The organism is Nonomuraea sp. NPDC050691 (genome assembly GCF_040654455.1).
Lineage (GTDB): Bacteria > Actinomycetota > Actinomycetes > Streptosporangiales > Streptosporangiaceae > Nonomuraea.
In genome coordinates, this window is record NZ_JBFAIA010000039.1 from 1 (window position 1) to 25,033 (window position 25,033).

At 73.4% G+C, this 25,033-nt stretch carries 19 protein-coding genes, 4 tRNA genes and 2 pseudogenes; 15 read left to right on the top strand and 10 right to left on the bottom strand.

Annotation, left to right across the window (positions count from 1 at the left end):
* From AB0H81_RS17210 to AB0H81_RS17230, 5 genes and pseudogenes are all read left to right on the top strand, one after another.
* Positions 1-701, top strand: a pseudogene (locus AB0H81_RS17210) (N-acetylmuramoyl-L-alanine amidase); the annotation flags it as partial.
* Positions 702-874: 173 nt separating this feature from the next.
* Positions 875-946, top strand: a tRNA-Gly gene (locus AB0H81_RS17215).
* Between the two features lie 16 nt (positions 947-962).
* Positions 963-1,033: transfer RNA gene (locus AB0H81_RS17220), tRNA-Cys, on the top strand.
* 51 nt (positions 1,034-1,084) lie between these two features.
* A tRNA-Gly gene (locus AB0H81_RS17225) sits at positions 1,085-1,156 on the top strand.
* 19 nt (positions 1,157-1,175) lie between these two features.
* Positions 1,176-1,247 (top strand) — tRNA-Val (locus tag AB0H81_RS17230).
* Between the two features lie 57 nt (positions 1,248-1,304).
* Here AB0H81_RS17230 and AB0H81_RS17235 read toward each other — a convergent pair.
* A complete protein-coding gene (locus tag AB0H81_RS17235) occupies positions 1,305-1,931 on the bottom strand; it encodes a Pr6Pr family membrane protein (RefSeq protein ID WP_358375365.1) in 627 nt (208 codons plus the stop codon).
* 74 nt (positions 1,932-2,005) lie between these two features.
* On the opposite strand from AB0H81_RS17235, the gene AB0H81_RS17240 reads away from it, so the two are divergent.
* The 3 genes from AB0H81_RS17240 to AB0H81_RS17250 all read left to right on the top strand — a co-directional run bounded on the left by AB0H81_RS17240 (position 2,006) and on the right by AB0H81_RS17250 (position 5,284).
* On the top strand, positions 2,006-3,298 hold the full coding sequence (locus AB0H81_RS17240) for a hydroxyacid-oxoacid transhydrogenase (protein WP_358375367.1): 1,293 nt from the start codon (positions 2,006-2,008) through the stop codon (positions 3,296-3,298).
* 266 nt (positions 3,299-3,564) lie between these two features.
* A complete protein-coding gene (locus tag AB0H81_RS17245; protein WP_358375368.1) occupies positions 3,565-4,434 on the top strand; it encodes an MEDS domain-containing protein in 870 nt (289 codons plus the stop codon).
* Positions 4,424-5,284 (top strand): ATP-binding protein, encoded by an 861-nt coding sequence (locus AB0H81_RS17250; protein WP_358375369.1) that lies wholly within the window; start codon positions 4,424-4,426, stop codon positions 5,282-5,284. Before AB0H81_RS17245 ends, AB0H81_RS17250 begins: the two co-directional genes overlap by 11 nt.
* Positions 5,285-5,335: 51 nt before the next feature.
* On the opposite strand, the gene AB0H81_RS17255 is transcribed toward AB0H81_RS17250, so the two are convergent.
* On the bottom strand, positions 5,336-7,021 hold the full coding sequence (locus tag AB0H81_RS17255) for a glycosyl hydrolase family 18 protein (RefSeq protein WP_358375371.1): 1,686 nt from the start codon (positions 7,019-7,021) through the stop codon (positions 5,336-5,338).
* Between the two features lie 209 nt (positions 7,022-7,230).
* Here AB0H81_RS17255 and AB0H81_RS17260 point away from each other — a divergent pair, with 209 nt between their 5' ends.
* Together AB0H81_RS17260 and AB0H81_RS17265 are read left to right on the top strand one after the other, a co-directional pair.
* The gene (locus AB0H81_RS17260) at positions 7,231-7,503 is read left to right on the top strand and encodes a Gfo/Idh/MocA family oxidoreductase (protein WP_358375373.1); all 273 of its coding nucleotides are present in this window, start codon (positions 7,231-7,233) and stop codon (positions 7,501-7,503) included.
* 5 nt (positions 7,504-7,508) lie between these two features.
* Positions 7,509-7,685 (top strand): annotated as a pseudogene (locus AB0H81_RS17265) (Gfo/Idh/MocA family oxidoreductase); the annotation flags it as partial.
* A 189-nt stretch (positions 7,686-7,874) separates the two neighbouring features.
* On the opposite strand, the gene AB0H81_RS17270 reads toward AB0H81_RS17265, so the two are convergent.
* From AB0H81_RS17270 to AB0H81_RS17290, 5 genes are all read right to left on the bottom strand, one after another.
* On the bottom strand, positions 7,875-8,258 hold the full coding sequence (locus AB0H81_RS17270) for a hypothetical protein (RefSeq protein ID WP_358375436.1): 384 nt from the start codon (positions 8,256-8,258) through the stop codon (positions 7,875-7,877).
* Positions 8,255-11,845 carry a hypothetical protein gene (locus tag AB0H81_RS17275; protein WP_358375375.1) on the bottom strand — a complete coding sequence of 1,197 codons (3,591 nt, stop codon included), beginning with the start codon at positions 11,843-11,845 and terminating at the stop codon, positions 8,255-8,257. Before AB0H81_RS17275 ends, AB0H81_RS17270 begins: the two co-directional genes overlap by 4 nt.
* A gap of 3 nt (positions 11,846-11,848) precedes the next feature.
* Entirely contained in the window at positions 11,849-12,151 is a 303-nt protein-coding gene (locus AB0H81_RS17280) for a type VII secretion target (protein WP_358375377.1), read from the bottom strand.
* Positions 12,148-12,555, bottom strand: a complete 408-nt coding sequence (locus AB0H81_RS17285; protein ID WP_358375378.1) for a YbaB/EbfC family nucleoid-associated protein — start codon at positions 12,553-12,555, stop codon at positions 12,148-12,150. Before AB0H81_RS17285 ends, AB0H81_RS17280 begins: the two co-directional genes overlap by 4 nt.
* 100 nt (positions 12,556-12,655) lie before the next feature.
* Positions 12,656-14,422: a thiamine pyrophosphate-dependent enzyme gene (locus AB0H81_RS17290; protein ID WP_358375380.1), complete on the bottom strand. Its 1,767-nt coding sequence runs from the start codon at positions 14,420-14,422 to the stop codon at positions 12,656-12,658.
* Between the two features lie 164 nt (positions 14,423-14,586).
* On the opposite strand from AB0H81_RS17290, the gene AB0H81_RS17295 reads away from it, so the two are divergent.
* Both AB0H81_RS17295 and AB0H81_RS17300 read left to right on the top strand, forming a co-directional pair.
* Positions 14,587-15,165 (top strand): cupin domain-containing protein, encoded by a 579-nt coding sequence (locus tag AB0H81_RS17295; RefSeq protein ID WP_358375382.1) that lies wholly within the window; start codon positions 14,587-14,589, stop codon positions 15,163-15,165.
* Between the two features lie 230 nt (positions 15,166-15,395).
* On the top strand, positions 15,396-16,817 hold the full coding sequence (locus AB0H81_RS17300) for an FAD-binding oxidoreductase (protein ID WP_358375384.1): 1,422 nt from the start codon (positions 15,396-15,398) through the stop codon (positions 16,815-16,817).
* Here AB0H81_RS17300 and AB0H81_RS17305 read toward each other — a convergent pair.
* Positions 16,781-17,866, bottom strand: coding sequence for an MFS transporter (locus AB0H81_RS17305; protein WP_358375386.1), 1,086 nt, complete (start codon positions 17,864-17,866; stop codon positions 16,781-16,783). The two genes, AB0H81_RS17300 and AB0H81_RS17305, sit on opposite strands and share 37 nt — an antisense overlap.
* A gap of 89 nt (positions 17,867-17,955) precedes the next feature.
* Between AB0H81_RS17305 and AB0H81_RS17310 the strand changes: the two genes are divergently transcribed.
* Positions 17,956-19,014, top strand: a complete 1,059-nt coding sequence (locus tag AB0H81_RS17310) for an ROK family transcriptional regulator (RefSeq protein ID WP_358375388.1) — start codon at positions 17,956-17,958, stop codon at positions 19,012-19,014.
* Here the strand turns inward: AB0H81_RS17310 and AB0H81_RS17315 are convergent.
* Positions 18,907-20,094 carry an acyltransferase gene (locus tag AB0H81_RS17315; protein WP_358375390.1) on the bottom strand — a complete coding sequence of 396 codons (1,188 nt, stop codon included), beginning with the start codon at positions 20,092-20,094 and terminating at the stop codon, positions 18,907-18,909. The two genes, AB0H81_RS17310 and AB0H81_RS17315, sit on opposite strands and share 108 nt — an antisense overlap.
* Positions 20,095-20,173: 79 nt before the next feature.
* Positions 20,174-21,130, bottom strand: a complete 957-nt coding sequence (locus AB0H81_RS17320) for an alpha/beta hydrolase (protein ID WP_358375392.1) — start codon at positions 21,128-21,130, stop codon at positions 20,174-20,176.
* Positions 21,131-21,503: 373 nt separating this feature from the next.
* Between AB0H81_RS17320 and AB0H81_RS17325 the strand changes: the two genes are divergently transcribed.
* Both AB0H81_RS17325 and AB0H81_RS17330 read left to right on the top strand, forming a co-directional pair.
* Positions 21,504-24,311 carry a histidine kinase gene (locus tag AB0H81_RS17325; protein WP_358375394.1) on the top strand — a complete coding sequence of 936 codons (2,808 nt, stop codon included), beginning with the start codon at positions 21,504-21,506 and terminating at the stop codon, positions 24,309-24,311.
* Entirely contained in the window at positions 24,311-25,030 is a 720-nt protein-coding gene (locus AB0H81_RS17330) for a response regulator transcription factor (RefSeq protein ID WP_358375396.1), read from the top strand. The genes AB0H81_RS17325 and AB0H81_RS17330 overlap by 1 nt, the downstream gene beginning before the upstream one ends.
* Positions 25,031-25,033: the final 3 nt, after the last annotated feature.

Consider the following 25,033-nt stretch of genomic DNA (forward strand, 5'->3'; position numbering starts at 1 on the left):
CCGGCACCACCGGCATGCCCGCGTCCGCCGGCACCGCCGTCGTGCCCGCGGCGGGTGGCGCGGCCCCCGGCAAGTCGGTGATCATCCTGCCCTACTACGGCACCAACCAGCCCCGCTTCACCGGCTGCGTCAAGGACAAGCCGGCGCGGGCCTGCGAGCCGCACGGCGCCTCGTCCGTGTGGCTGCGCACCGAGCCGCGCGACGACGCGCCCCTGATCGACGACATCGGCAAGCGGGTGGGCAAGGCCAGCACGTACGGCGTGTACGACCACAGCGCCCGCGCCTCCACCGGCCAGCGTTTCGCCGTGGCCGACCGGCGGGGCGACTGGACGGCGATCTGGTACCTGGGTCTGAAGGCGTGGTTCCGCAACCCGGCCGCGGCGCCGACCGCGATCCCCGCCTCCGGGCCGCTGGTGACGCCGCGCGGGGACGACGTCAGGGTGTACGGCCGCGCCTACCCCGGCCATCCGGCGTACAAGGGGACGGGCGTCTCCTACCAGGAGCGCACGCCACTGGCGTACGTGATCCGGCCCGGCCAGAGGTACACGCTGGGACAGACCCTGCCGGGCTCGTACCTCAAGGGCGGCTCCTTCGACCGGGACGCGCACGTCATGGTCACGGGCACGCGGCGGTTCTACCAGATCCAGCTCGGCCATCGGGTGGCGTTCGTGCGGGCGCGGGACGTGCGCGTGATCCGATGAGCGTCCGGCCGGCCGCCCGGCACACGACCGCGTGCCGGGCGGGGCCGTCCGGTGAACGGCCGGCATCCGCTCTCGATTCGGGCGGCGAATTCGGCCTGGAGGCCGCCGGACGCGCGCGGGCACTCCCAGGAGGCGATATGGTTTTCCCGTGGCCGGCACTTCGCCGGAGACACGCGGAAGTGGCTCAGTGGTAGAGCATCACCTTGCCAAGGTGAGGGTCGCGGGTTCGAATCCCGTCTTCCGCTCGGAGTTCGATCTCCTGGTGGAGTGGCCGAGAGGCGAGGCAGCGGCCTGCAAAGCCGTCTACACGGGTTCAAATCCCGTCTCCACCTCGGCAGGCGGCGGGCCCTCACGGGATCCGCTAAAGTAAAGTGCAACGCCATGCGGAAGTGGCTCAGTGGTAGAGCATCACCTTGCCAAGGTGAGGGTCGCGGGTTCGAATCCCGTCTTCCGCTCTGAGTGTCAACTCAATACGGACGATTAGCTCAGCGGGAGAGCGCTTCCCTGACACGGAAGAGGTCACTGGTTCAATCCCAGTATCGTCCACACATCGCACCGAAGCCCCGGGCCGCAAGCCTGGGGCTTCTGCTTTCCCGGCCGCACTCATCCCGGAGCATCCCCTTCGGCGAGAGTCCCGGGCTGCGCGCGCCGTCCCGCCAGCCGGTGGAGGACGAGCAGCGCGTATCCGGTCACCACGAAACACGCGGCCAGCACGGCCACCGCCATAGCGAACCCGTCCCAGCCGAGCCGTCCCACGTCCAGGAACGGGTACACGTACCTGCGCCGCGTGCCCGGCGGCAGCGACGGCGCCCGGACCACCACGAACGCCGCGTACACCAGGGGGAAGGCCAGCCAGGTGAGCGGGGCGGCCCACGAGGGCCGGCGGTCGCGGTCCCACACCAGCCAGTCGGCGACCGCCATGAGGGGCGTCACGTAGTGCAGCAGCAGGTTGCCGATCCCGCGCGGCCCGCGGTCGAGCAGGAGGAGCGGGTCGCCCCCGCCCGTCAGGTAGAAGTGCGCGACCAGGCCGGTGATCGTGAGGTAGAGCGTGACGGCGCCCTTGAGCCCGGCCGGCCCCTGCCCGCCGAGCAGCCGCCAGCCGTAGTAGAGCACGAGCAGGCCGTTGCTCTGCGCGGTGAAGTACACCCAGGGCGTGCGGATGGCGGACGACAGACAGACGATCCCGACAAGAGCGGCGGACACCATCAAGACCCGCCAGATCACCCGCATGCCGACACCCTACTCATCCACCTGACCACGGACCCATGCGCGGGCGACGGCCGCCGACGGGTAGGGAACCGGACATGACGACCACGCCTCCGGTCACCCCCGAGACCGTCTTCACCTACGGCGCGCCCCGGCTCAAGTTCGGCGACGGCGCCTCCGACGAGATCGGCTTCGACCTGAGCCGGTACGGCGACGTCCGGCGCGTCCTGATCGTCACCGATCACGGCGTGGCCGCCACCGGCGCACCGCACCGGATCGCCGAGGGGATCCGCGCCCACGGCATCGACGCCCACGTGTACGACCAGGTCCACGTCGAGCCGACGGACGCCTCCCTGGAGGCCGCCGTCGCGCACGCCCGCGCCACCGGTCCCTGGGACGCGCTCGTCGCCGTCGGCGGCGGCTCCAGCATCGACACCGCCAAGGCGGTCGACCTGATGCTCACCAACCCCGGCGAGCTGATGGACTACGTCAACGCCCCGGTCGGGCTCGGCCGGGCCCCCGCCGAGCCGCTCAAGCCGCTCGTCGCCGTGCCCACGACCACCGGCACGGGCGCGGAGAGCACCACCATCTGCGTCCTCGACGTGCTGTCGCTCAAGGTCAAGACCGGCATCAGCCACGCCGCGCTGCGCCCGTCGCTCGCCGTCGTGGACCCGCGTCTCACGCTCACCCAGCCTCCGGGAGTGACCGCCGCGGCCGGGATGGACATCCTCTGCCACGCGGTCGAGAGCTACACCGCCCGCTGGTACACCTCCAGTGAGCGCAAGCGTCCCGAGGAACGCGTGCCGTACTGCGGCGCCAACCCGATCTCCGACATGTGGGCCGAGCAGGCCATGCGGCTGCTGGCCGGGGCGTTCCGGCGGGCCGTGCGCCACGGCGGCGACACGGCGGCCCGCGGCGAGATGGCGCTGGCCGCGACGTTCGCCGGGCTGGGCTTCGGCAACGCCGGCGTGCACATCCCGCACGCCAACGCCTACCCGATCGCGGGGCGGGTGCGCGACTTCCGCCCCAAGGACTATCCCGGTGACGAGCCGATGGTGCCGCACGGCATGTCCGTCGCGCTCACGGCGCCGGAGGCGTTCCGGTTCACATTCGCGGCGGCGCCGGAACGGCACCTGCGCGCCGCGCGACTGCTCGCCCCGGACCGGGAGGAGCCGTCCGATCCGGCCGAGTTCCTGCCGGGCGTCCTCATCGACCTGATGCGCGACGTCGGCGTGCCCAACGGGATCGGCGCCGTCGGGTACGGACCGGGCGACGTCGGCGCGCTCGCCGAGGGCACGATGCGGCAGCAGCGCCTGCTCGCGACCGCTCCCCTGCCGGTCACCGAGGACGACGTGGCGGGCATCTTCGCCCGCTCGATCGAGCTGTGGTGACCCACGTCGGTGTCGTCGCTCACCGCGTAGGTCACCGATCGCACGATCTGCGCGGATGACGGTGATGGACGGCGCCCGATCCGGGCCGCCGGTTCGCGGCGCAGGTGTGGGCCGCGGCAGGGTGGGCACGGGTACGGGCCGGGGAGGCCCCGCGAGCGCCCGGCGGACGTTCCGACCGGGAGGTGTGGGGGATTGCCGCCGGTCACTACCCTGGAGTCTCCGGCGGTACGGGGCGCGGCGGTGGCCGCGAGGAGATGGGTGACGCTGTGACGGTTGACGCCGAAGTTCAGATCACGGACCTCAGGGTCAACGATCACGCGTGCCTGACCTTCGGCGAGCCCGAGGAGCTGCTCGACCTGACCGCGGCGTTCGTGCGCGACGGCCTGTCGGGCGGGCTGCGGGTGGTGTGGCTGTCGGAGGAGCCGCAGGAGGCGCTGACCGAGCTGGGCCGCCGCGGGATCTCCGTGCGCTCCGCCACCGCCGCCGGCCGGATGGAGGTCCTGGCCTGCCAGGACGGCCTGCTGTCGGGGCAGGCGTTCGCGGTGGAGCACGCGATGGGCTGGCTGCGCGACCAGATCGACCTGACCGCGAGCGAGGGCTACTCCGGGCTGCGCGTGGCGCTCGACATGGGCTGGGCGCTGCGGCCGATCAGCGGGATCGAGCAGTTGCCGGCGTTCGAGAAGGAGATCGCCACCGCGCTGGCCGACACGACGGTCTCGGTGCTGTGCCAGTACGACCGCGACCGCTTCGACCCGGTCACCCTGGCCTCGGTGTCGCCGTTCCACACCCGCTCGGTGGCCGCCGCGACCTACCACAGCTCCCCGCTGCTACGCATATGCCGCCAGTACGCGCCACCCGGCATCCGGCTGGCCGGCCAGATGGACCGGACCGCCGAGGACCCCTTGAGGATGGCGCTGACCGAGGCGATCCGGGGAGAGAGCGACATCACCATCAACATGGCGGAGCTGACGTTCATCGACCTGTCCAGCGCCCGCATGATCCTGGAGGCGGCGCGGAGCGTCGCCCCCGACCGCAAGGTGGACCTGCGCTGCAGCCGGATCACGGCGTCGAGATTCGTGCTCCTGGGGGCCGGCGGCCTTCCCGGGATCAGTCTGGTGACCGGCCATGGTCGATGACGAGTCCGTGAACACCCCGCCCACCACCCAGGACCAGCGGCGCCTCATCCTCGACCAGGGGTTCGACGCCGACCTGCTGTACGCGCTGCGCGCCACGCTGGAGGCGCACGCCACGCACGCCGGCATGCCCGGCGGCCGGGCCGTCGACCTGGTGATCACCGTGCACGAGCTGGCGACCAACGCGGTGGTCCACGGCGCGGGGACGGGCCGGGTGCGGATCTGGCGGGTGGGCGACATGCTGCGGTGCGAGATCAGCGACGCGGGCCCGGCCCTGGCCACGCGCCCCGCCGGCCAGGTCGGCGACTGCGGCCCCGTCACCGGGCAGGCCGGCGGTGAGACGCGGCGGGCCCCCATGCCCGACGCCGCCCGCTGGCCGGTCGAGCACGGGCACGGGCTGTGGATCGCCCGCTTCCTGCCCGACCGGTTCACGATCGGCTCCGGGCCGGAGGGCACCGTCGCCGTCGCCGACTTCGCCCTGCCGCCGGACGGGCACGGCGAGCCGTTCGGCCTCACCCGCCACGACCGGGGCTCGCACATCGTGCTGGAGCTGTCCGGGACACTCGGCGACGAGGCCGCGCAGGAGCTCGCCGGAGTCGTCCGCGAGATCGTCTCCGCCGGCCCCGAGCCGCGGCTACTGCTCGACCTGGGCGCGGTGACGTTCTGGGACGCGATGGGCGTCGCCGCGCTGATCACCGCGCAGCAGCAGGTGGACGGCGCCAAGGCCGGGGCCATGGTGCTGACCGGCCTGACCGTGGACTTCCGGCGCCGCCTGGACGCGCTCAGTCCCGCGCCCCTGACCGTCCGCGACACCCACGACGAGGCCGTACGCCTGCTCCAGCGGCCGTCCTGAGAAGGGCCGGTCCCCGAGGTGGCGGACCGGCCCCTCCTGCTCACCCGGGCGTCAGCCGAGGCCGTCGCGCATGGCCGTGATCAGCTCGCCGCCCGTCGTGTCGCCGCTGAGCTCCCAGAAGAACGCGCCGCCGAGGCTCTGGTCCTTCGAGTAGCCCATCTTGCCGCCGATCGTGGCCGGCGTGTCGTAGCTCCACCACTGGCCGCCGCAGGAGGCGTACGCGGTGCCGGCGACCGTGCCGGTGGCCGGGCAGCGCGTCTTGAGGACCTTGTAGTCCTCGATGCCCTGCTCGTACGTGCCGGGCGCGGGGCCGGAGGCGGTACCGCCGGGCGCGGCCTGGGTGACGCCGGTCCAGCCGCGGCCGTAGAAGCCGATGCCGAGCAGCAGCTTGCCCGCCGGGACGCCCTTGGACTTGAGCTTCTGGATGGCGTTGTCGGAGTAGAAGCCGGCGGTGGGGATGCCGGCGTAGGAGGTCAGCGGCGAGTGGGGGGCGGTCGGCCCCTGCGCCGCCCAGGCGCCGAAGTAGTCGTACGTCATGACGTTGTACCAGTCGACGTACGCGGCGGCGCCCCCGTAGTCGGCCGCGTCGATCTTGCCGCCGGAGGTGCCGTCGGCGGTGATGGCGGCCGTGACCAGGTTGCCGGAGCCGAACCGGGAGCGCAGCGCCGACATGAGGTTCCGGAACGCGGCCGGGCCGCTGCTGTCGCAGGTGAGGCCGCAGGCGTTCGGGTACTCCCAGTCGATGTCGATGCCGTCGAACACGTCGGTCCAGCGCGGGTCCTCGACGAGCCGGTAGCAGGAGTCGGCGAACGCCGCGGGGTTCGCCGCGGCCTGGGTGAAGCCGCCCGACCAGGTCCAGCCGCCGAAGGAGAACAGCACCTTGAGGTTCGGGTACTTCTTCTTGAGCTTGCGCAGCTGGTTGAAGCTGCCGCGCAGCGCGCCGGCGTCCCAGGTGTCGGCGACGCCGTCGACGCTCTCGGCGGCGCTGTAGAACCGGTCGTAGTCGGCGTAGCTGTCGCCGATCACGCACTGCCCGTTCTGCACGTTGCCGAACGCGTAGTTGATGTGGGTGAGCTTGGCGGCCGAGCCGCTGGTGTCGATGTTCTTGACGTGGTAGCCGCGCTGGTAGACGCCCCACTGGACGAAGTAGCCGAGCAGCTTGTCACCGCCTCCGCCACCGCCCGTGGTGGTGGTGGCGGTCACGGCCGGGCTCGCCGCCGACACGTTGCCGGCCGCGTCACGCGCCCGCACCGTGTACGTGTACGACGTGCTCGCGGCCAGCCCCGAGTCGGTGTACGAGGTCCCGGCCACGGTCGCGACCCGGCTGCTCCCCCGGTACACGTCGTAGCCGGTCACCCCCACGTTGTCCGTCGAGGCGCTCCACGCCAGCGACACGCTGCTCGACGACACCCCGGTCGAACGGAGATTGCCCGGCGCGCTGGGCGCCTGCGTGTCGCCGCCTCCGGTGACCGGCTTCCAGAGGGCGGGCACGTTGGGCGGCTCCCAGCCGGTCTGGGAGGTGTGGCCCTGGATGCACTCGTAGGTGACGCCGTTGTAGGTGACGCGGGCGCCGGTGGCGTAGGCGACGTTCGGCGCCCAGTCGGCGAGGAAGGCGGCGGCCCGGGCGCTGATCGCGGGGGCGGCCTGGGCGGCGGGCGGGACGGCGACGGCGGCGGTCAGCGGCAGCAGGAGCGCCGCCACCCCCGCCAGGACCTTGCTGAGCGGTCTGTGTCTCATGATTCTCCGGCATCCGGTGTCTGGGGGGTGGGATGGGAGGGATCCACAGGAAACTATTAGTAAAGTTTCCTTTAGATTTTGAGACGACGGTAGCCCGCGCCTGCGACGGCGTCAACAACGGCAGTGAGGATCGAGTCAGGACGGTCCGGTGCTGGTGGAGGGCCGGGCACCGGAGCGGCCCGGCGGTCCCCGTGGAGGTGGTCGCGGTCGTGGACGCCACCGATGAACTGGCCAAGGCGTTCGCCGCCGAGCTCGGCCTGCCGTACGCCTCGGACGACCTCCACCGGACCCTCGCGGACACGCGCCCGGACCTCGTCGTCATCACCAGCCCGCCCGCCCTGCACAGCGCCCAGGCGGCGGCCGCGCTGCGCGCCGGGGCGTGGGTGTGGTGCGAGAAGCCGCCGTGCCTGTCGCTGGCCGAGTACGACGCCATGCTCGCCGCCGAGCGGGAGGGCGGGCCCTACGCGGCGATCGTGTTTTAGCAGCGGTGTTCGGCTCCAGCTCGCAGCACTTGCGCCGGCTGATCGCCGAGGGGGCGCTCGGCGCCGCGTACGTCGCGCACTGCCAGACCATCTGGTTCCGCGACGACGCCTACTACGCCGTGCCCTGGCGGGGACGCTGGGAGACCGAGGGCGGCGGCCCCGCGATGGGCCTCGGCATCCACCAGATGGACCTGCTGCTGGAGCTGCTCGGCGACTGGAGCCAACTGGACCTACACCCCGGCCGACGGCGCCGCCGAGGTGCCGTGGCCGCCGCCGGTGGACGAGCCCAGCTCCCACCGCGCCCAGTTCCTGGCCTGCTGGAGGACCTGCGGGCCGGCCGGCGGCCCCGGGGCAGCGGGCCTGACCCGCGTTCACGCCTCCTGGGAGAAACGCTGGAACTCGGCGAGGACGCGGGCCGCCTCCTCCGTGCCGACCGGCGGGCAGGCGTACCCGGCGGCGGCGATGTGCGCGCACAGCTCGGGGTCCGGCCGCAGGAGGTGGGTGCGCAGGTAGTAGGTGACCGTGTCGGTCCAGACGTAGACGCCGTCGGTGCGGAAGCTCACCGGCACCACCTGGCCGCGTCCCGGGTCGACGCGGTCCACGTCGAGACCGGTGGTCGCCAGGAAGGGCGTGCCGGCCTCCAGGTAGCGGGCCAGCCGCCGCCGCTCGTCCGCCTCCGGCACGCGGGGATGCCCGGGCTCGAAGTACGGCACCCCGTCCCTCACCCCGTCGAACACGCGCGCCACCTTGATCATCCCTGTCTCCTGGAGCTGTAGCGTTCGAGCACGGACGGCTGCCAGTTCGTGATGGCGTACAGGCTGATGAGCTGCTCCTTGTCGATGTCGCGCAGCGGCAGCCCGTCCAGCAGGCGGCGGAACGACTCGGAGTCGTCGCCGTGCTCCCGGTGGTGGCCCAGCAGCTCGGGCGCCTGCCCCTCGCCGAGCCCGGCCGGCGCGCCGTCGGCGAGGGCGAGGGTGAGGCGCGCCTGCGCCTGGATGACGCCGGGCTCCAGCGTCCCGTCGAACAGCCGGAACTGGACGTGGTCGTCGATCCGCCCGTGGACCGTGGTCATGCTGACCGCCATCGTGGCGTCGTTGGCCTCGGCGAGCGCCCCGAAATGGTACGGCCTGAGGCCGGGGCGGGGCACGTTGGGCACGCAGTGCTTGTATCCCCGGTGCAGGCCGCCCTCGGCGAGCGGGTTCTGCGCCAGCCGGTACAGGACGTCCTGGTTGGCCCGGACGTTGTCGAGGAGCTTGAGGTAGTTGACCACGGTGCGGTAATCGGGCGTGCCGACGTGGATGTGGCCGCCCACGCCCGGCCCGACCTCACCCCCGTGGGCGCGGATGATCTCCACCACCTGGGCGAGCCTGCGCCAGGTCTCGGGCGTGTCGCGCAGGATCGGCGAGACCACCTCACCGGCCACCGAGTTCGTCCGCTCGGTCTCGACCCACCAGCCTGTCGCGTCCTCGCCGTAGCCCCGCTCGTGGCCGACGTGGTGGTCGAGGACCTGCCGATCGTGGCTGAGGCCGGCGTCGTGGAGGGCGCGGGCGATCCGCTCGTTGACGGCGGCGTGCTGCTCCTTCGGCACCCCGGGCAGGCTGTACTCCAGCTCCAGGCCGAACCCCCGGCGGCTCCCCCCGGAGTCGAGCAGGAGCGGCACGACGTCCGCCACCCGCCACCGCGTCTGGAAGATCGCCTGCGCCTGGTCGCGGATGCCGTCGAAGACCGCGGGGGCGTCGGTGTAGCCGAAGTGGTGGGCGGGCGAGGCCGGGCCCGGCGCGTCGCCCATGGCGTGCCAGCTCACCTGGTAGAGGTTGTCCAGCATGTCCTCGTACCAGTGGAGGCGGCGCAGCCGCTCGAACTCGGGCCGCAAAGCCGTGATCTGGTCGGTGATGGTCTCCATCTCGGCGCGGGTGAGCCCGTTGTCGATCCAGCCACCTTCGGGGTCCATGTAATGGTGGGAGAAGTCGTTCTGCGCGAACTCGACTCTGTCCTCCTTGAAGGAGAAGGACCGGCTGAGGTCAAGTCCGGTCAGCTGGTCCCGTCCGTGGGCGTGCCAGTTGAGGCGCCGGCGGTCGGTGTTGGAGACCAGCGCGTCCAGCAGGCCGAGCCGCTTGCCCGCCTCACTGGACAGATAGCGCTCCAGCTCACCGGCGGACAGCCTCTCCACGGGGGTGCCGTCCACGACCTGCATGAAGACAGCCTCGCGGTTGGTGGGGTCGCGGACGATGTGCGGCACCGACGCGCCGATGGCGCGGCCGACGAGGGAGGCGAGCAGATCCTTCAGCAGCGTCACCTGGCCGTAGGTGTGAAGCTTGCGGATGAGGACCAGGCCGTCGGAGTAGAAACGGTAGGTCTGCACCACGCCGTGCTGGCCGGCGTCGAGGTAGTCCACCTTGGGCCGCTCCCGCTTCAGCCGCTCCTTGAGCGCCGCCTCGTCGATCGGCCCCTGTGGCAGCTCGCGCGCCTGCCGGGGCACCTCCATCGGGACGGCCGGCTGCTCGTGCGGCCGCTCCGGCTGGACGTGGTGCCAGTTCCCGTCCTCGCGGAAGACGGGACGGCCGTCGGGCCGGTACTCGGGGACGCCGCCCGTGTGGGGCAGCCGGTCGGCGCCGATGTAGACGTACTTGTCGGCGGCGACGACCGTCCGGCCGGTGATGTCGGCGATCTCCTGGAGCGCGGCCCGGTTCTGGCCGACGTCGCACGCGATGAGGCGGATCTTGGCGTCCGGGTCGGCCATCACCTTCGGGTCGTGGGCGAGCATCGCGCCGAGGTCGCGGGCCGACAGCCGCCGGTCGCCCACGAGGAAGCCGTCCCGGTCGGCCCTGATGCCCACGTCCACGATGCCCTCGGTGTGGCGCAGCAGCCGCATGTCGGCCGTGGGCAGGGCGCGCCCACCAGGTTCGCGGTACCAGAGGCCCGCGTCGACCTCGAGCCTGGACTGGCGGACGACCTCCCGGTGCGTGTCGGTGAGTTCGAGCACCCCGCGCCCACTCTCGTGGCGACCGGCCCCGGGGTGATCGGCCCCGTGGTGACCGCCGGGCGCGCCGTCGTGCGGGACGCCGCCGGGCGGGTCGGGGCGTTCGGCGCCGAAGTGGTAGGAGACGCCGGCGTCCGCGAGCACGCGGTCCCCGCCGGACACGGGCGCCTCCGCCCGCGGGGTGACGCCCACGTGCGGATCCGCCTTCGGCGTGTGCCCCGCCCCGGCGAGCGTCGTCCCGCCCGGGCCCTCACCCGCCAGGCCCTTGTCCGGCGAACCGAAGCCGGCCGTGCCACGGTCGGCCTTGCCGGCCATGCTCGGGTCGGCCAGGCCAGAGTCGGCCAGGCTGCGGTCGGTCAGACCCTTGTCCGGGGAGGGCTTGTGGGCAAGCGGCGCGTCCCCCAGCCGGGGCGCCTCCCCCAGCAGCGGCAGGTCGTAGCCGGCGCCCGTCTTCAGCGAGGCGTGGTCGGGGCGGCCCACCCGGCCGTCGATGCCCCCGACGAACCCCGAGACCAGCGCCTTGGCCAGGTTCTCCGCGGTGAGCTGCCCCGACTCCATGAGCATGGGCACCGAGCCGATGGCCGAGGCGACGGCGCTCTGGGTCGCGACCCCGCCCATGGTGTGGGTGAGCCAGGCGGCGACCCGCTCGCGGGAGGTCATGTCGGCCTTGAGCACCCCGCTGCCGAGCAGCCTGGGGCCGCCCAGCCGGACCACCCCCGCGCCCAGCGCCACGAAGGCGAGACCGGTGAGCAGGCCGCCCTCCAGGGCGGCCACCGTCTTGTCCGTGTCCCAGGAGTGCCGCTTGCCCTCGGCGAACTGCCAGATCTGCACCCCGGCGTCCAGCCCGGTCATGAAGGCGATGCTGAGCAGCAACATCTTCGCGACGATCCGGACGTTCAGGCGGGCGAGGCGGCAGGCGGGGCCCTCGAACATCAGGGACCGGCCGCCCGTGAGCGGCGCGAGCGCCCGGGTGCGCAGCAGCACGAAGGCGAGCAGGACGAGGCACAGCGCGATGTACTTCTGCGTGTAGTCGCTGTCGAGGCCGTAACGCTCCAGCCGGTCGGCGGCGTCCTCGCTGGAGGCCGCCAGCGCTTCCAGGAAGGCGGGGTCCTCGGTGGTGTACCGCTTCCAGTGGCCGCTGAGCGCGTCGGCGGCGGGACCCTTGGCGTACTGGAGCACGAGCCGGAGCGCCTCGTCGCCCTCGGTGCCCGCCGTGCGGCAGAGCTTGGCCGCCGCGCGCAGGACGCGGGCCTGGTCCAGGCACTGCCGGCTGTCGGTCTCGGGATAGTCCATGCCGACGACCCAGCCGAGGAACGGCTCCACGATCGGGAAGACGGGGCCGAGCAGCGAACGCAGGTCCACGCGTCAGGTCCGCCGGTACGGCTGGTCGACCCGCTGGTAGGTGCGGGCGGCCGTGTCGACCTGCTCCTCCAGGTCGTCCATGCTCCGGGCGCCCTGCTCGCAGCCTCCGGCCAGGCCGTCCAGCCGGGTGGCGAAGTCGGCGGCGAACTGCTGACCGTACTGGTCCTGGCCCCACGGGGCGGCGGCGAGCACGCCGTCCACCAGCCCGCGCGCCTCGCGCAGCCGTTCCGCGGGGGCGCTCCAGCAGGAGCCGGCCCGGCGCATGCGGGCCCAGGCGACGTCGAACCCTTCGGCCCACCCGCTCAACGGCGGCCCTCCTGTCCGTGACGGCCGGAGGCGGGCGGGACCGGCGGGTCCGGCAACAGCGCGCCCAGGTCGAAGGCGCCGCCCGCCAGGTCCTCGTCGTCCAGGCCCTCGGGCATGAGCGGGGCCATGATCTCGTGCGACCGCTCGGCCACCTCGGCCTGGGCCCTGGCGATCTGCTCCTGGACGGCCCGGGCCAGTTCCGTGGGCGACAGCCGGCCGTACACGCGGGGGTGGAAGACGATCTCGTCGATCCTGCCCTGCGGGCCCGCCGTGACGGTCACGTCGCCGTTGGAGACCGTCGCCGTGACCTCGCTGAGGCGGGCGTGTGCCTCGTTGACCTCGCGGAACTGCCGGCCGTACTCCTCGACCAGGCTCTCGATGGTGGCCTGCAGGTCATCGTGCATTCAACGCCCCTTCATTCGCCCTTTCGTTCGCCATGGTGCAAGTATTGCCAAAAGTGACGCAAGGGGCGGCGCTTTCGCACCCTTCAGCGATCTTTCGTGATCAATCGCCGAACTTCTCGATCCGGTCCTTGAACAGGGTGGTGGCGATGGCCGCCTTGTGCGGCTGGCCCTTGAGGAAGGCCTGGGCGAACTTCTTGGCCTGCTCGTAGGTGACCTTGCCGGGCATGGGCGGCTCGTTCGGGTTCACCGCCACGTCCACCAGCGCGGGCCCGTCGTGCGCGAGGGCCGCCCCGATCGCCCCCTGGACGTCGCCTGGCTTCGTCACCTTCGCGCCGAACCCGCCGCACGAGACGGCCCACGCGGAGTAGTCCGGCTCGGGGTCGGGGAAGCGCACGCCGTGCTCGGGGTAGCCGAGCACCATCTGCTCCCACAGGATCTGGCCGAGGGAGTTGTTGTTGTTGATCACGACCTTGACCGGCAGTCCGTGGCGGGCGGCCGTCAGGAACTCGGCCATGAGCATGGCGAAGCCGCCGTCGCCGACGTACGCGATCACCTGCCGGCCCGGGTGGGCGTGCTGCATGGCGATCGCGTACGGCAGGCCGGGCGCCATCGAGGCGAGGTTGCCCGACAGGTAGAACTCGCGGCCGTCGCGGATCGTCCAGTGGCGGGCGGCCCAGGTGGCGATGGTGCCGCTGTCGCACGTCATGATGGCGTCGCCGGCGGCCAGGTCGTCGAGCACCGACACCACGTACTGCGGCGCGATCGGGTCGCGCTCGGGATTCTCCAGCGCCTCCATGTCGGAGCGCCAGGCGGCCGTCCTCTTCTGGTACGCGCGCAGGTGGGAGAGATCGTCCCGCGCGTTCAGCAGGGGCAGCAGCGCCCGCAGGGCGTCGCGGGCGTCGCCGACCATGGGCACGTCGGTGGGCATGCGCGCCCCCGCGCGGGCCGGATCGGCCTCGATCTGCACCACCCGCACCTTCTCCGGCCGGGGCAGGTACTTGGTGTAGGGGTAGTTCGTGCCGACCATGAGCAGCGCGTCGGCGTCGTCCATGAGCTCCTCGCTCGGGCGGGTGCCGAGCAGGCCGATGCCGCCGGTCGTGTACGGCGAGTCGTCCGGGATGACGGCCTTGCCGGGCAGCGTCTTGACCACGGGCGCGCCGAGCGCCGCGGCGACGGCCAGCACCTCCTCGCGGGCGTGCAGCGCGCCCGCGCCGACCAGCAGGGCGGGCCGTTCGGCGGCGTTGAGCAGCTCGGCCGCCGCGTCGAGGTGCTCCTGCCGCGGCACACCCGGCGGGCGCAGGTACGCCGCGGTGGACTGCGGCGCGCGCACCGGCCCGACGTGCGCGAACGGCGCCTCCCCGTCCTCGGCCACCTGGACGTCGTTGGGGATCGTGAGGTGGGCGACGCCGCGCCGGGCGTAGGCGGTGCGGACCGCGAGGTCCACCACGGCCGGGAGCTGCTCAGGGTTGGTGACCATCATGTTGTACTCGGCCACGTCCTCGAAGACCCGATCGAGGTGGACCTCCTGCTGGTAGCCCGTGCCGAGCACGGCGGTCTCCTGCATGCCGGTGATCGCCAGCACGGGCGCGTGGTCGAGCTTGGCGTCGTACAGGCCGTTGAGCAGGTGGATGCCGCCGGGCCCCGAGGTGGCCAGGCACACGCCGATCCTCCCGGTGGCCTTGGCGTAGCCGGTGGCCATGAACGCCGCGGCCTCCTCGTGGTGGACGAGGACGAAGCGCACCTTGTCGCGATGGCGGCGCAGGCCCTCCATGATGCCGTTGATGCCGTCGCCGGGCATGCCGAAGACGGTGTCGACACCCCATTCGGCGAGCCGTTCGACCAGGGATTCCGATGCGATGCGAGCCATGGCGGCGTCCCTACCCGGATCCGGGCGGGGCAGACGCCTGCCCGTGCTCCGGCCGCGTTGCGGACTCGTTATGCCGGGGCCCCTTGCTGGGCTTTCTCCGGTCTCTGTACGGTCCTTTCGTTGCCACTTAACAACTTGTTCAGTCCAGCCGGTCGAGGGGTTCGATGAGCGAGTCGGAGACGGCGCGCCTGGGCGCCCGCGTCCGCGCGTACCGCACCATGCGCCGGATGACCGTGCGCGGGCTCGCCGGCGAGGCCGGCGCCAGCGCCAGCTTCATCAGCCAGCTCGAACGCGGCCAGGCCGGCGCGAGCGTCGGCATGCTGCGCCGGATCGCGCTCGCCCTCGGCGTCACCGTGGCCGACCTGTTCAGCGAGGACGACCAGGTGGGGCACCGGGTGGTGCCCCGCTCCGGGCGTCCCGAGCTGCCCGCCGGGCCGGGCGCGCGCAAGTACCTGATCTCCCAGCGGCCGCTGCGCAACCTGGAGATGTACGCCGGGGAGTTCGACCCGGGCTCCTCCACCGGAGCTGAGCCGTACACGCACGGCGACTCGCAGGAGATCCTGCTCGTGATCCGCGGCGAGGTCACGCTCTGGCTCGGGCCGCCCGGCGAGGCCACCCGGCACGTCCTCGGCCCCGGCGACAGCGTGGAGTACCGCACCTCGGTCCCCCACCGCGTGGCCAACGACGGCGAGCACACCGCCGAGGTCCTGTGGGTGGTGAGCCCGCCCACCCCGGCCACCTGACCCCATGCTCGGCATGGCCACGTTTCCATGGGGCATGAACCTGCACCACCGGAGCACGGGGGCGCACCTGCGCCACCGCTCCGGGCCGCCCGCCCGGCGCGGCCGAAGAGGAAAGCGGGACACCGTCCGACCCCCCGACCCGACCGAAAGAACCAGGAGATCAGAGTGACCCGCTGTTCCACCCTTCCGTCCCGGGCCAAGGGGCGGCGCACCGGCGCCGTGAGCGCGCCGTGAAGCCCGGCGTGCCGCTGACCGCCGACTTCGCCAACGGCGGCGTCTCCTTCTGGTTCCGGCAGACCGGGACGCCCGCCCGGCGCGCCCCGCTGCCGGGCGACCGCGACTACGACGTGGCGATCGTCGGCGGCGGCTACACCGGCCTGTGGACCGCGTACTACCTGAAGAAGGCCGACCCCGGGCTGCGCGTGGCGGTCCTCGAGAGGGAGTTCGCCGGGTTCGGCGCGTCGGGGCGCAACGGTGGCTGGCTGTCGGCCGAGTTCGCCGGGTCGCGCAAGCGGCACGCCAAGGCGCGCGGCCGGCAGGCCATGATCGACCTGCAGCGCGAGATGTTCCGCACGGTGGACGAGGTCATCGAGGTGACCCGCGACGAGGGCATCGACGCCGACCTCCACAAGGGCGGCGTCATGCACGTCGCCACCAACCCGGCGCAGCGGCGGCGGCTGCGCGCCGAGACGGCCGAGCTGCGCGCCTGGGGGTACGGGGAGGACGACGTCCGGCCGCTCGACCGCGACGAGCAGCGGGAACGGCTCCAGGTCGCCGGCACGCTGGAGGCCACCTACTCGCCGCACTGCGCCCGCATCCAGCCGGCCAAGCTCGCCCTCGGCCTGGCCCGGGCCGTGGTGGAGCTCGGCGTGGACGTCTTCGAGGACACGACCGTCACCGCGATCCTGCCCCGCCGGGGCGGCGGGCGGGCCGCGGCGGTCACCACCCGGGGCACGGTCCGGGCCGACTACGTCATCCGCGCCACCGAGGGCTTCACCGCCAGCCTCGACGGCCAGCACCGGCAGTGGCTGCCGATGAACAGCTCCATGATCGTGACCGAGCCGCTGCCGGCCGAGGTGTGGAAGCACATCGGCTGGTCGGGCAGCGAGCTGCTGGGCGACCAGGCCCACGCCTACATCTACGCCCAGCGGACGGCCGACGACCGGATCGCCATCGGCGGGCGCGGCGTGCCCTACCGGTACGGCTCGCGCACCGACCACCGCGGCGCCACCCAGGCGTCCACGGTGGCGCTGCTGTGGCGGATGCTGGTCAAGCTGTTCCCGGCCGCGGCCGACGCCCGGGTGCAGCACGCGTGGTGCGGGGTGCTGGGCGTGCCGCGCGACTGGTGCTCGACCGTCCACCTCGACCACGCGACGGGGCTCGGCTGGGCGGGCGGCTACGTGGGCAGCGGCGTGACCACGACGAACCTGGCCGGCCGTACGCTGCGCGACCTGGTGCTGCGGCGCGACACGGAGTTGACGGCGCTGCCGTGGGTCGGGCGGCAGGTGCGGCAGTGGGAGCCGGAGCCGCTGCGCTGGACGGGGGTGCAGCTGATCTACGCGCTGTACCGGGCGGCCGACCGCCACGAGAACGACCGGGGCACGACGACCTCTGCCTACGCCCGCCTCGCCGACCTGATCTCGGGCCGCTGAGAGCCGGGGCCCGGCTCCCGGTCCGTCCGGGAGTCAGGGTCCTTCTCACGGAGGGCCGGCGCGAGGAGGGTCACCGGCGCCACCACGGCGGTGATCACGGCGAACGCCACCGGGTAGGAGACGGCGCCCGCGATCCACCCGGTGACCGCCGGCGCCGTCAGCCCCGACAGGTACGTGATCGACGCGACGCCCGCGACCCCGGCCCCGGGTGTCGTGCCCGTCCTGCCGGCCGCCGCGATGACCAGCGGCATGATCACCGCGACCCCCGCCCCCATGAGCGCGAACCCGGCCACGCCGGCCAGCGGCGCGCGGGAGGCGACGACGACGGCGCCGCCCGCGACGGCCAGGACGCCACCCGCCCGCACGGCCGTCACGGGCCCGACCCGCCGGACGACCCGGTCACCGATCAGCCGGGCTCCCGCCATGCAGAGCATGAGGGTCGTGTAGCCGGCCGCGGCCGGTCCCGGGCCCGCGCCGGTGACGTCGATGAGGTAGACGGCGGCCCAGTTCGCGCCGGCCCCCTCGGCGAAGGTGGCGCAGAACCCGATGATCCCCATGACCACCAGGCCCCCCGAGGGCAGGGCGAACCGCGGCCCCGAGGGCGCCCGGCCGTCGCCCGGGACCACGGCCCGTGGCCCGTCGCCGGGCAGGAGGCCACGTCCGGCGACCCTCCCGACGGCGAGCAGCACGAGGGCCGCGCCTCCGAGGTGGAGCCGGGCGTCGAGGGCCGCCTGCGCGGCCAGGGTGCCGGCGCCGCCTCCCACCAGGCTCCCCACACCCCACATGCCGTGGAGCCCGGACATGATCGAGCGTCCGAGGCGGCGTTCCAGGACGACGGCCTGCGCGTTCATAATCACGTCGCACGTCCCGGCGGCCACGCCGGACACGAGGAAGGCCGCGAACAGCCAGCCGGGGGCGGGCGACAGCGCGGGAAGGGCCAGCCCCGAGCACCAGAGGGGGAGCAGGAGCCGGGTGGCGGCGCGCCCACCGACGCGGTGCGCCAGCCGTCCGGCCAGGGCATGCCGAGGACGGCGCCGATCGGGGGACACAGCAGGGCGAGTCCGAGCGTGCTCGGGTCGAGGGCGAGGTGGTCCTGGATCCAGGGGATGCGGGTGGCCAGGCTGCCGGCGACGGCGCCGTGCACGGCGAACACGCCGGCGATGGCGCGACCCCGTCGCTGGCTCGCGCCATCAACGACCGGCTGGCCCTGGACCTGCTGCTCCAGCGCGGGCCCCTGACCGCTCCCCAGGTGCGCGCGCTCACGGGCCTGTCCCGGCCGACGGTGTCCGACCTCATCGAACGGCTCATGGAGCGCGGCCTCATCGAGGTCACGGGCGAGTACGGCGAGGACCGGCGCGGCCCCAACGCCCGGCTGTACGGGATCGTGGCGGGCCGCGCCCACGTGGCCGGGGTGGACGTGCGCCGCTCGGCCGTCCACGCCACGGTGGCGGACATCACGGGGAACACCGTGGGGACGTCCACCCGCGAGATCACACCCCTGGCCCCTTCCGGGCCTGCCGCGGATCTGCCCGGCCTCGTCGCGGGGGCGATCACGGAGGCCGCGTCCGGGCGGGCGCTGGAGGCCGTCGTGATCGGGGCGCCCGGCCTCGTGGACCCGCGCAGCGGTGACCTGGGGGCCCCGAACGACGTGCCAGGCTGGCGTCCCGGCCTCCCGGACGACGTGCGCGGGCGCCTCGGAGTGCCGGTGACCCTGGAGAACGAGGTGAACCTCGCCGCCGTCGCCGAGCTGCGGAACGGCGCGGCCGCGGGGAGCGAGGACTTCGTGCTGCTCTGGCTGGACGACGGGGTGGGCGCCGCGGTCGTCCTGGGCGGCCGGCTGCGGCGGGGCGTCTCGGGCGGCGCGGGCGAGATCGGCTTCCTGGAGGTGGACGGGAGGCCGTACTGCGATCAGGTGACCGCCGAGGTCGCCCGCGGCCTGCCCCCGGAGGTGCTGGCGGGCCGGATCGCCAAGGGCGCGGCCGCGCTGGTCACCATCCTCGACCCGGGGCTGGTGGTGCTGGGCGGCGCCACGGGCCGCGCCGGCGGCGACACGCTGGCCGCCCTGGTGTCCGGGCGTCTGAGAGCGCTCTCACCCGCTCCCGCGGAGGTACGACCCAGCACGATGGCGGGCAACGCGGTGCTCCAGGGCGCCGTCCTGACGGCCCTCGACCTGGCCCGCGACGCCGTCTTCGGCTGACGCCCCGGATCTGCGTCCGTCCGGCCGGAACGCCGCCACGCACACCACCAGGGCGCACCCGAACACCGGCAGCCAGGCCAGCCGGACGGCCACCCACGCGGCGGACCCCGGCACCGTGTGCAGGCCCGGCAGCGGGCGGCCCGCAAGCATGCCCAGCCCGGTGACCGCGATCATGGCCGTCTGGTGCCAGAGGTAGACGGTCATCGCCGACAGGTTGACCAGCGCCACGGCCGCCCAGGCGACGGGACGGCTCAGCACCCTCCGTAAGGGGCCCAGCAGCAGCAGGGCGGCACCGCTCTGGGCCAGCCCGAAGGTCACGGCCGCGAGGGTCGGCGGGGACTGGTTGGAGACGCGGGCGCCGGGCACCCCGACCATGGAGGCCGGGTATCCGGCCCGCAGCACGAGCGCGGCCGTGACGGCGGCGCCACCGAGCAGCAGCGCCCACCCGAACCGCCGCCCCGGCGTCCGACCGCCGGCCCAGGAGGCGCCCAGGCAGTACGGCACCAGCCATCCGGCGGCCACGTTCACCCAGCCGGCCCAGGCCGGCCCGTCCAGCCCGAACCTGACCAGATCGGTCCCGGCGACGACCGCGAGCGGCCACACGGGAGACAGCCTGACCGCCACCGGCGTGGCCGCCGTCAGCACGGCGAAGACCAGCAGGAACCACAGCGGCGACCACACCAGCTTGGCCAGGGCCTGTACCGTCGCGACGTCGGCCCCGGAGGCGAGCATCACGACCACCACCGCGCCCCACACGGCCACCAGGGCGGTGAGCGGCCTGAACAGCCGCGCCATCCGGCCGCGCAGCCAGCGCCCGTACGAGTCGCCGCGTCCCCGGGCGGACGCGTGACTCCCGGCGGCCGTCCACCCGCCGACGAGGAAGAAGACGGCCATGGTCTGGAAGACCCAGGAGACGGGAGCGAGCCAGGGCATGTGCCGCAGCGGGCTGGCGACGCGCAGGGCCCCGCTGTCGGCGACCAGCGCGGTGACCAGCCAGTGGCCGGCCACCACGCCGAGGATCGCCAGGCCACGCAGCCCGTCGGCACCCCGGTCCCGGCCCGGAGGGGTCGCCGCGTCCACGCGCCGCACCAACCTCTGAAGCCGGCGGCCCCTCGCGATGGGCCCGCGAGGGCTCGCCGCGGCGGAGCGCCCCACGGGATCAGGCACCACCCACCGCCCGGAGGGGAGCCCGTCCGGAGACGATGCGGGCGATGGAGCGCAGCGAGAGGGAGCCGGCTCTCAGGTAGTCGCTGTGGCCGCCGTCGCCCGCCGGGAAGACCCGGGCGCCGAACGCCGGAGAGACGGGATCGGGTCCGAGCCCGAGGGTGGTGAGGGGCAGGCGGATCCGGGCGTGCGGGACGTGGGCGATCCAGTCGCCGGTGCCGCGCCCGGCCCAGACCTCCGCCCGGGTACGCAGCGCGGCGGCGTCGTCCACGGCCGCGCCGGGGGCGCCGGCGAACACGATGGCGGAGACGTCCAGCCCGGGGGCGGCCCGGCCGCAGACGGCCGCGCCGTACGAGTGGCACAGCAGGGAGATCCGCGCGCCGGGCCTGGCGGCGTCCAGCTCCCGCACGAACGCGCGCAGGTCACGTGCCCCCGCCTCGGCGTGGTCCGGCGTCAGCACCGCCAGACTGACGGTGGCCGGCGTCCGGTAGCCGAGCCACGCGACGACGGCGGACCGCTCGCCCAGCTCGCCGTGCAGCCTCAGGGAGCCGCCGCGCAGGAGGCCGTACTTGTCGAGGCTGGTGTCGGAGCCGGGGACGACGACCGCGATCCGCCGGGCCGTGGCGAGGTCGCCGAAGACCTCGGCGGCACGGCCTCCGTCACGCCCGTCGAAGAACAGGAACCGGCGGCCGGGGCCCGCCATGTCACGCAGCCTCGCGGCCCGCCACAGGTCACCGCGCCTTCGGGCCAGGCGCTCGGCGGCCATGATGCCGTCGCGTGCGGCGGCGTACCGTACGGCCAGGTCCTCCGGGACGGCTCGGAGCGGGGTCAGAGGAGCGGGGACGGGCGCCGCGACGGCCTGCGGCCGAGCCGCCCCGGAGATCGGCCCGGCGACGGAGGCGGCGACCATCAGGGCGCTCACGGCCCGGCGCAGCCGGGACGCCTCGGACATGGCGCGGCGGAGGCGCAAGGCGGAGAACGGGGCACTGGGGCGCCCTTTGCCCGCTGGAGCAGGCGGTGACGGCGAACGGGACGGCCGCCCAGGGGCCAGTCGGGACGGCGGGAACGGCGGCGAAGAGGACGCGCCCGGCGCGGTCCCGCACGAACACGTCTCATCGGGCGGCGGGTTGTCGGGCGGCGGGTTGTCGGGCGGCGGGGCACAACCCAGGTGCGGCTCGTAGGTCTGGATCACCTCACCGACGGTGACGCAGACGCCATATGCGCCACATCGGACCACCGACGGCATTTGTCCCGGCCCCTATAGACCCAGGTCGTACACCCCTGGTCCGATGCCCGGCCCCCGCCCCCGCCGTTACGATCTGCGCATGCAGGTCACACCCCCGCCACTGCTCAAGCGCGTGCCGCCCGGCGCGTGGGCGGCCCTGGCATGGTGCGCGGGCATGGTGTTCACGTTCCTCATGCGGGTCAGGTTGCCCGGCGAGTGGGAGGCGGCCATGCATCCCGGCGTCGTGCTGTACCGGTTCGACGGGCTGACGTTTCTCGCGGTGGCGACCGGTCTGACGCTGGCCGGCAGCGGGCTGCTGACCCGCCGCCCGCTGCGCGCGCTCGGGCTGATGCTGGCCGCCTCCGTGATCGCCTGCGTTCCGCTGGGAGTTGCTGAGATCCCGTTCGCCCAGTACCTCGCGATCGACGTCGCGCTGTACGTCATCGCGGCCACCCGGTCACGCCGTACCGCGAGGGCCGCCCTGTTCTGGGCGCTCGCCCTGCTCGGCGGCTACCTGACCGTCAGGATGCTGTTCGGCTGGCCCATCGGCACCTCGGCGGAGCTGGCGGTGGCCATGACGGCGATCATCGCCTGGCTGATCGGCCGCTCGTCGCACCAGGCCCGCGAGCACGCCGCGGCCCTGACCGCCCGGGCGACGACCCAGGCGGTCACGGACGAGCGGCTGCGCATCTCGCGCGACCTGCACGACACGGTCGCGCACAGTATCGGCGTCATCGCCCTGCAGGCCGGCGCGGCGCGGCGGGTCATCGACACCCAGCCGCTGCGCGCCCGGGAGGCCCTGGCGGAGATCGAGACCGTCGGCCGGGAGACGTTGTCGGGGCTGCGCCGCATGGTCGGCACACTCAGACAGTCCGAGTCGTACGCCTCGACGCAGGTCACACCAGGCGCCCTGAGCGGCCATGCGCACCCGGCGCCGCGCGGCGCAGAGACGTCCCCGCAGCCGCCAGGCAACGCCCCAAGGGCCACGCGACAGCACCCTGCCAACGACGCGGCACAGGGGAGCGACAACGTGGCGAAAGCGCCACCACAGACCTCTGCCGACCTCGCCCGGACCACACCCCACCACGACGACCCAGCACACGTCACACTCCAGGACCTTGGCGACCTCGCGGAGACTCCCCCACGCAACCCGTCCCGGTTTCAGAACGCACCACAGCCCCCCGGCACGCCCTCAGACGCGACCCCCCAAGCCCCCGACAGCACCGCCCAGACACCCCTCGCAGTGACGCCGGTACACGACCAGGCCCCAGCCCGCGAGACACCACGCGACTTCGGCCACCCCACACCCCCGCCACCGCCCTCGCGCGGCAACCCGGAGAGGTCGGCGGAGGCTCCGCACACCCCGAATTCCAGGACGCTGCGTCTCACCGAGAATCCCGCTGGTCCCGGCTGTATTGCTGGCGATGCCGCTATCCCCGCTGGTTCAGCGAGTTCGGCCGGGACCGCCAGCCCCGCCGCTTCTGCCGGCCCCACAGAGCCCGCCAGACCGACACAGTCCGCTGGCCCCACAGGGTCCGCCGGCCTTGCTCGGTCGGGTCTGGACCTGACGAGCCAGGCGCATGCCCTCCGTCCGGCAAGCGCCCTCCGTCCGGCAAGCGCCCTCCATCTGGCAAGCGCCCTCCGCCCGGCGAACCCGCGGCCAGTGTCCGCCCCAACCAAGCTGACCGGCCTGCACGACCCGACCAGCCCAGCTAGCCCCGACTCGACGCCCCCGAGCCCCGGGCCGGGTCTGACCTTCCCGCGTCCTGTGGCGCTTGAACCGGTTCCAGAGAGCCAAACGCCTGGGCCCGTATCTCCGTACCCCTGCCTGTTGACAGCCGAGTCGGGAGAGGACGGGCGACCGTCGCCCGGACTGGCGAACCTCGGTCGGCTCGCGGCGACGACCACGCACGCCGGGGTCCGCGTCGACGTGCGCTGGCTCGGCGCCCAACGACCGCTACCCGCCGATCTCGACCTCTCCGCCTACCGCGTCGTCCAGGAGGCGGTCACCAACGTGGTCCGCCACGCGGCCGTCGACTCGTGCCAGGTGTCGGTCGCGTACCACGCGGACGCGCTGTCGATCGAGGTCCTCAACGACGGACCAGTCCGCGGTCTCCCAGGCGTAGCCAGCCGCCGGGAAGCCAACGACCACGCACCTGCCCAGCCTCAGACACCTGCGAACGGGCGCACCCGAAACGGCGCCCCCGCGGAAGAGGACAGCCGCGCTGCGGAGAACACGCTCGCGGAGGAGAACAGCCACCCAAGAGGCAGGCACCAACCGGAAGTCGTCCCCGTCACGCGAGAGAGCGCCCGCACCAAGGAAGGCGCTCTCGCCGAGGAAGGCGACTCCATGGGAGAGGGCGGCTCCAGGGACGCAACCAGCCACCCGAGGCAAGACACCCGCGCGGGAGAACGCGCCCCTACGACAGGAAGCGCCCACGCGGATGGCAATGCGCACACGGATGGCAGTCCGTACGCGGATGGCAGTTCGTACGCGGATGGCAGCCCGCACGCGGATGGCAGCCCGCACATAGGTGACGGTGCTCCCGCCGATGAAGGTGCCCGCGGAAGCAATGCCCACGCCGGTGACGGTGGCCCTGCCGATGACACTGCGCATGCAGGTGACCCAGCTGACGATGATGCGGATGCAGGTGACACTGGCCCTCCCGATGAGAACACCCACGCTGGTGACAACACCCACCTGCGTGACATCGGCCCTGCCGATCAAAACACCCATGCAGGTGACAGCGCCCACCCGGGTGGGGCTGGTCGCTCTGCGGGCGGTGGGTTCGGGTTGATAGGGATGCGGGAGCGGGTTCACCTCTTGGACGGGGAGTTCTTCGCTGGGCCGCGTCCGGAGGGTGGGTTCCGGGTGGCGGTGCGCCTGCCCCTCTCGAGGGAAGCGTGATGACGGACGGGGTTACTCGACCAGGCGACCACCCGCTCGCGCGCGTCGTCCTGGCCGACGATCAGCCGCTGATCCGCGCCGCCCTGCGCATGGTCATCACCGACGCCCCCGACCTGGAACTCGTCGGCGAGGCGGGCACCGGCTCGGAGGCGGTACTGCTGGCCGAGAGCCTGCGGCCTGACGTCGTGGTGATGGACATCCGCATGCCCGGCATGGACGGCATCGAGGCGACGCGGCTGATCACCGCCGGCCCCAGCGGGGCAGCGGTTGTCGTGCTGACCACGTTCGACGACGACGATTACGTGTACGGCGCGCTGCGGGCGGGTGCGTCCGGCTTCCTCGTCAAGGACATGGCCCTGGACGACATCCTGGCGGCGATCCGGGTGGTCGCCGCCGGTGACGCGCTCATAGCGCCGAGCGTCACCCGGCGGCTCATCGAGGCGTTCAGCGGTCGCCCCGATCCCGAACCCGAACCGGCCGCCGCCCCCGCGCCCGCTCCCGCGCCGCGCGCCCTGGAGGGCATCACCGGCCGCGAGCAGGAGGTGCTGACCCTCGTCGCCCGGGGCCTGTCCAACACCGAAATCGCCGCCGAACTGGTCATCAGTGTGGCCACCGTGAAGGCGTACGTGACCCGCCTGCTGACCAAGCTAGACGCCCGCGACCGGGTCCAGCTCGTCATCATCGCCTACGACGCCGGCTTGGCGTCCAGCTCACGTTGAATA

What these genes read in the sequence shown, in the direction of transcription:
- AB0H81_RS17235 (WP_358375365.1), bottom strand. Translation starts at nt 1,931, where the DNA reads ATGCGGGTGATCTGGCGGGTCTTGATGGTGTCCGCCGCTCTTGTCGGG.
- AB0H81_RS17240 (WP_358375367.1), top strand. Translation starts at nt 2,006, where the DNA reads ATGACGACCACGCCTCCGGTCACCCCCGAGACCGTCTTCACCTACGGC.
- AB0H81_RS17250 (WP_358375369.1), top strand. Translation starts at nt 4,424, where the DNA reads ATGGTCGATGACGAGTCCGTGAACACCCCGCCCACCACCCAGGACCAG.
- AB0H81_RS17255 (WP_358375371.1), bottom strand. Translation starts at nt 7,021, where the DNA reads ATGAGACACAGACCGCTCAGCAAGGTCCTGGCGGGGGTGGCGGCGCTC.
- AB0H81_RS17270 (WP_358375436.1), bottom strand. Translation starts at nt 8,258, where the DNA reads ATGATCAAGGTGGCGCGCGTGTTCGACGGGGTGAGGGACGGGGTGCCG.
- AB0H81_RS17285 (WP_358375378.1), bottom strand. Translation starts at nt 12,555, where the DNA reads ATGCACGATGACCTGCAGGCCACCATCGAGAGCCTGGTCGAGGAGTAC.
- AB0H81_RS17290 (WP_358375380.1), bottom strand. Translation starts at nt 14,422, where the DNA reads ATGGCTCGCATCGCATCGGAATCCCTGGTCGAACGGCTCGCCGAATGG.
- AB0H81_RS17295 (WP_358375382.1), top strand. Translation starts at nt 14,587, where the DNA reads ATGAGCGAGTCGGAGACGGCGCGCCTGGGCGCCCGCGTCCGCGCGTAC.
- AB0H81_RS17320 (WP_358375392.1), bottom strand. Translation starts at nt 21,130, where the DNA reads ATGTCCGAGGCGTCCCGGCTGCGCCGGGCCGTGAGCGCCCTGATGGTC.
- AB0H81_RS17325 (WP_358375394.1), top strand. Translation starts at nt 21,504, where the DNA reads ATGCAGGTCACACCCCCGCCACTGCTCAAGCGCGTGCCGCCCGGCGCG.
- AB0H81_RS17330 (WP_358375396.1), top strand. Translation starts at nt 24,311, where the DNA reads ATGACGGACGGGGTTACTCGACCAGGCGACCACCCGCTCGCGCGCGTC.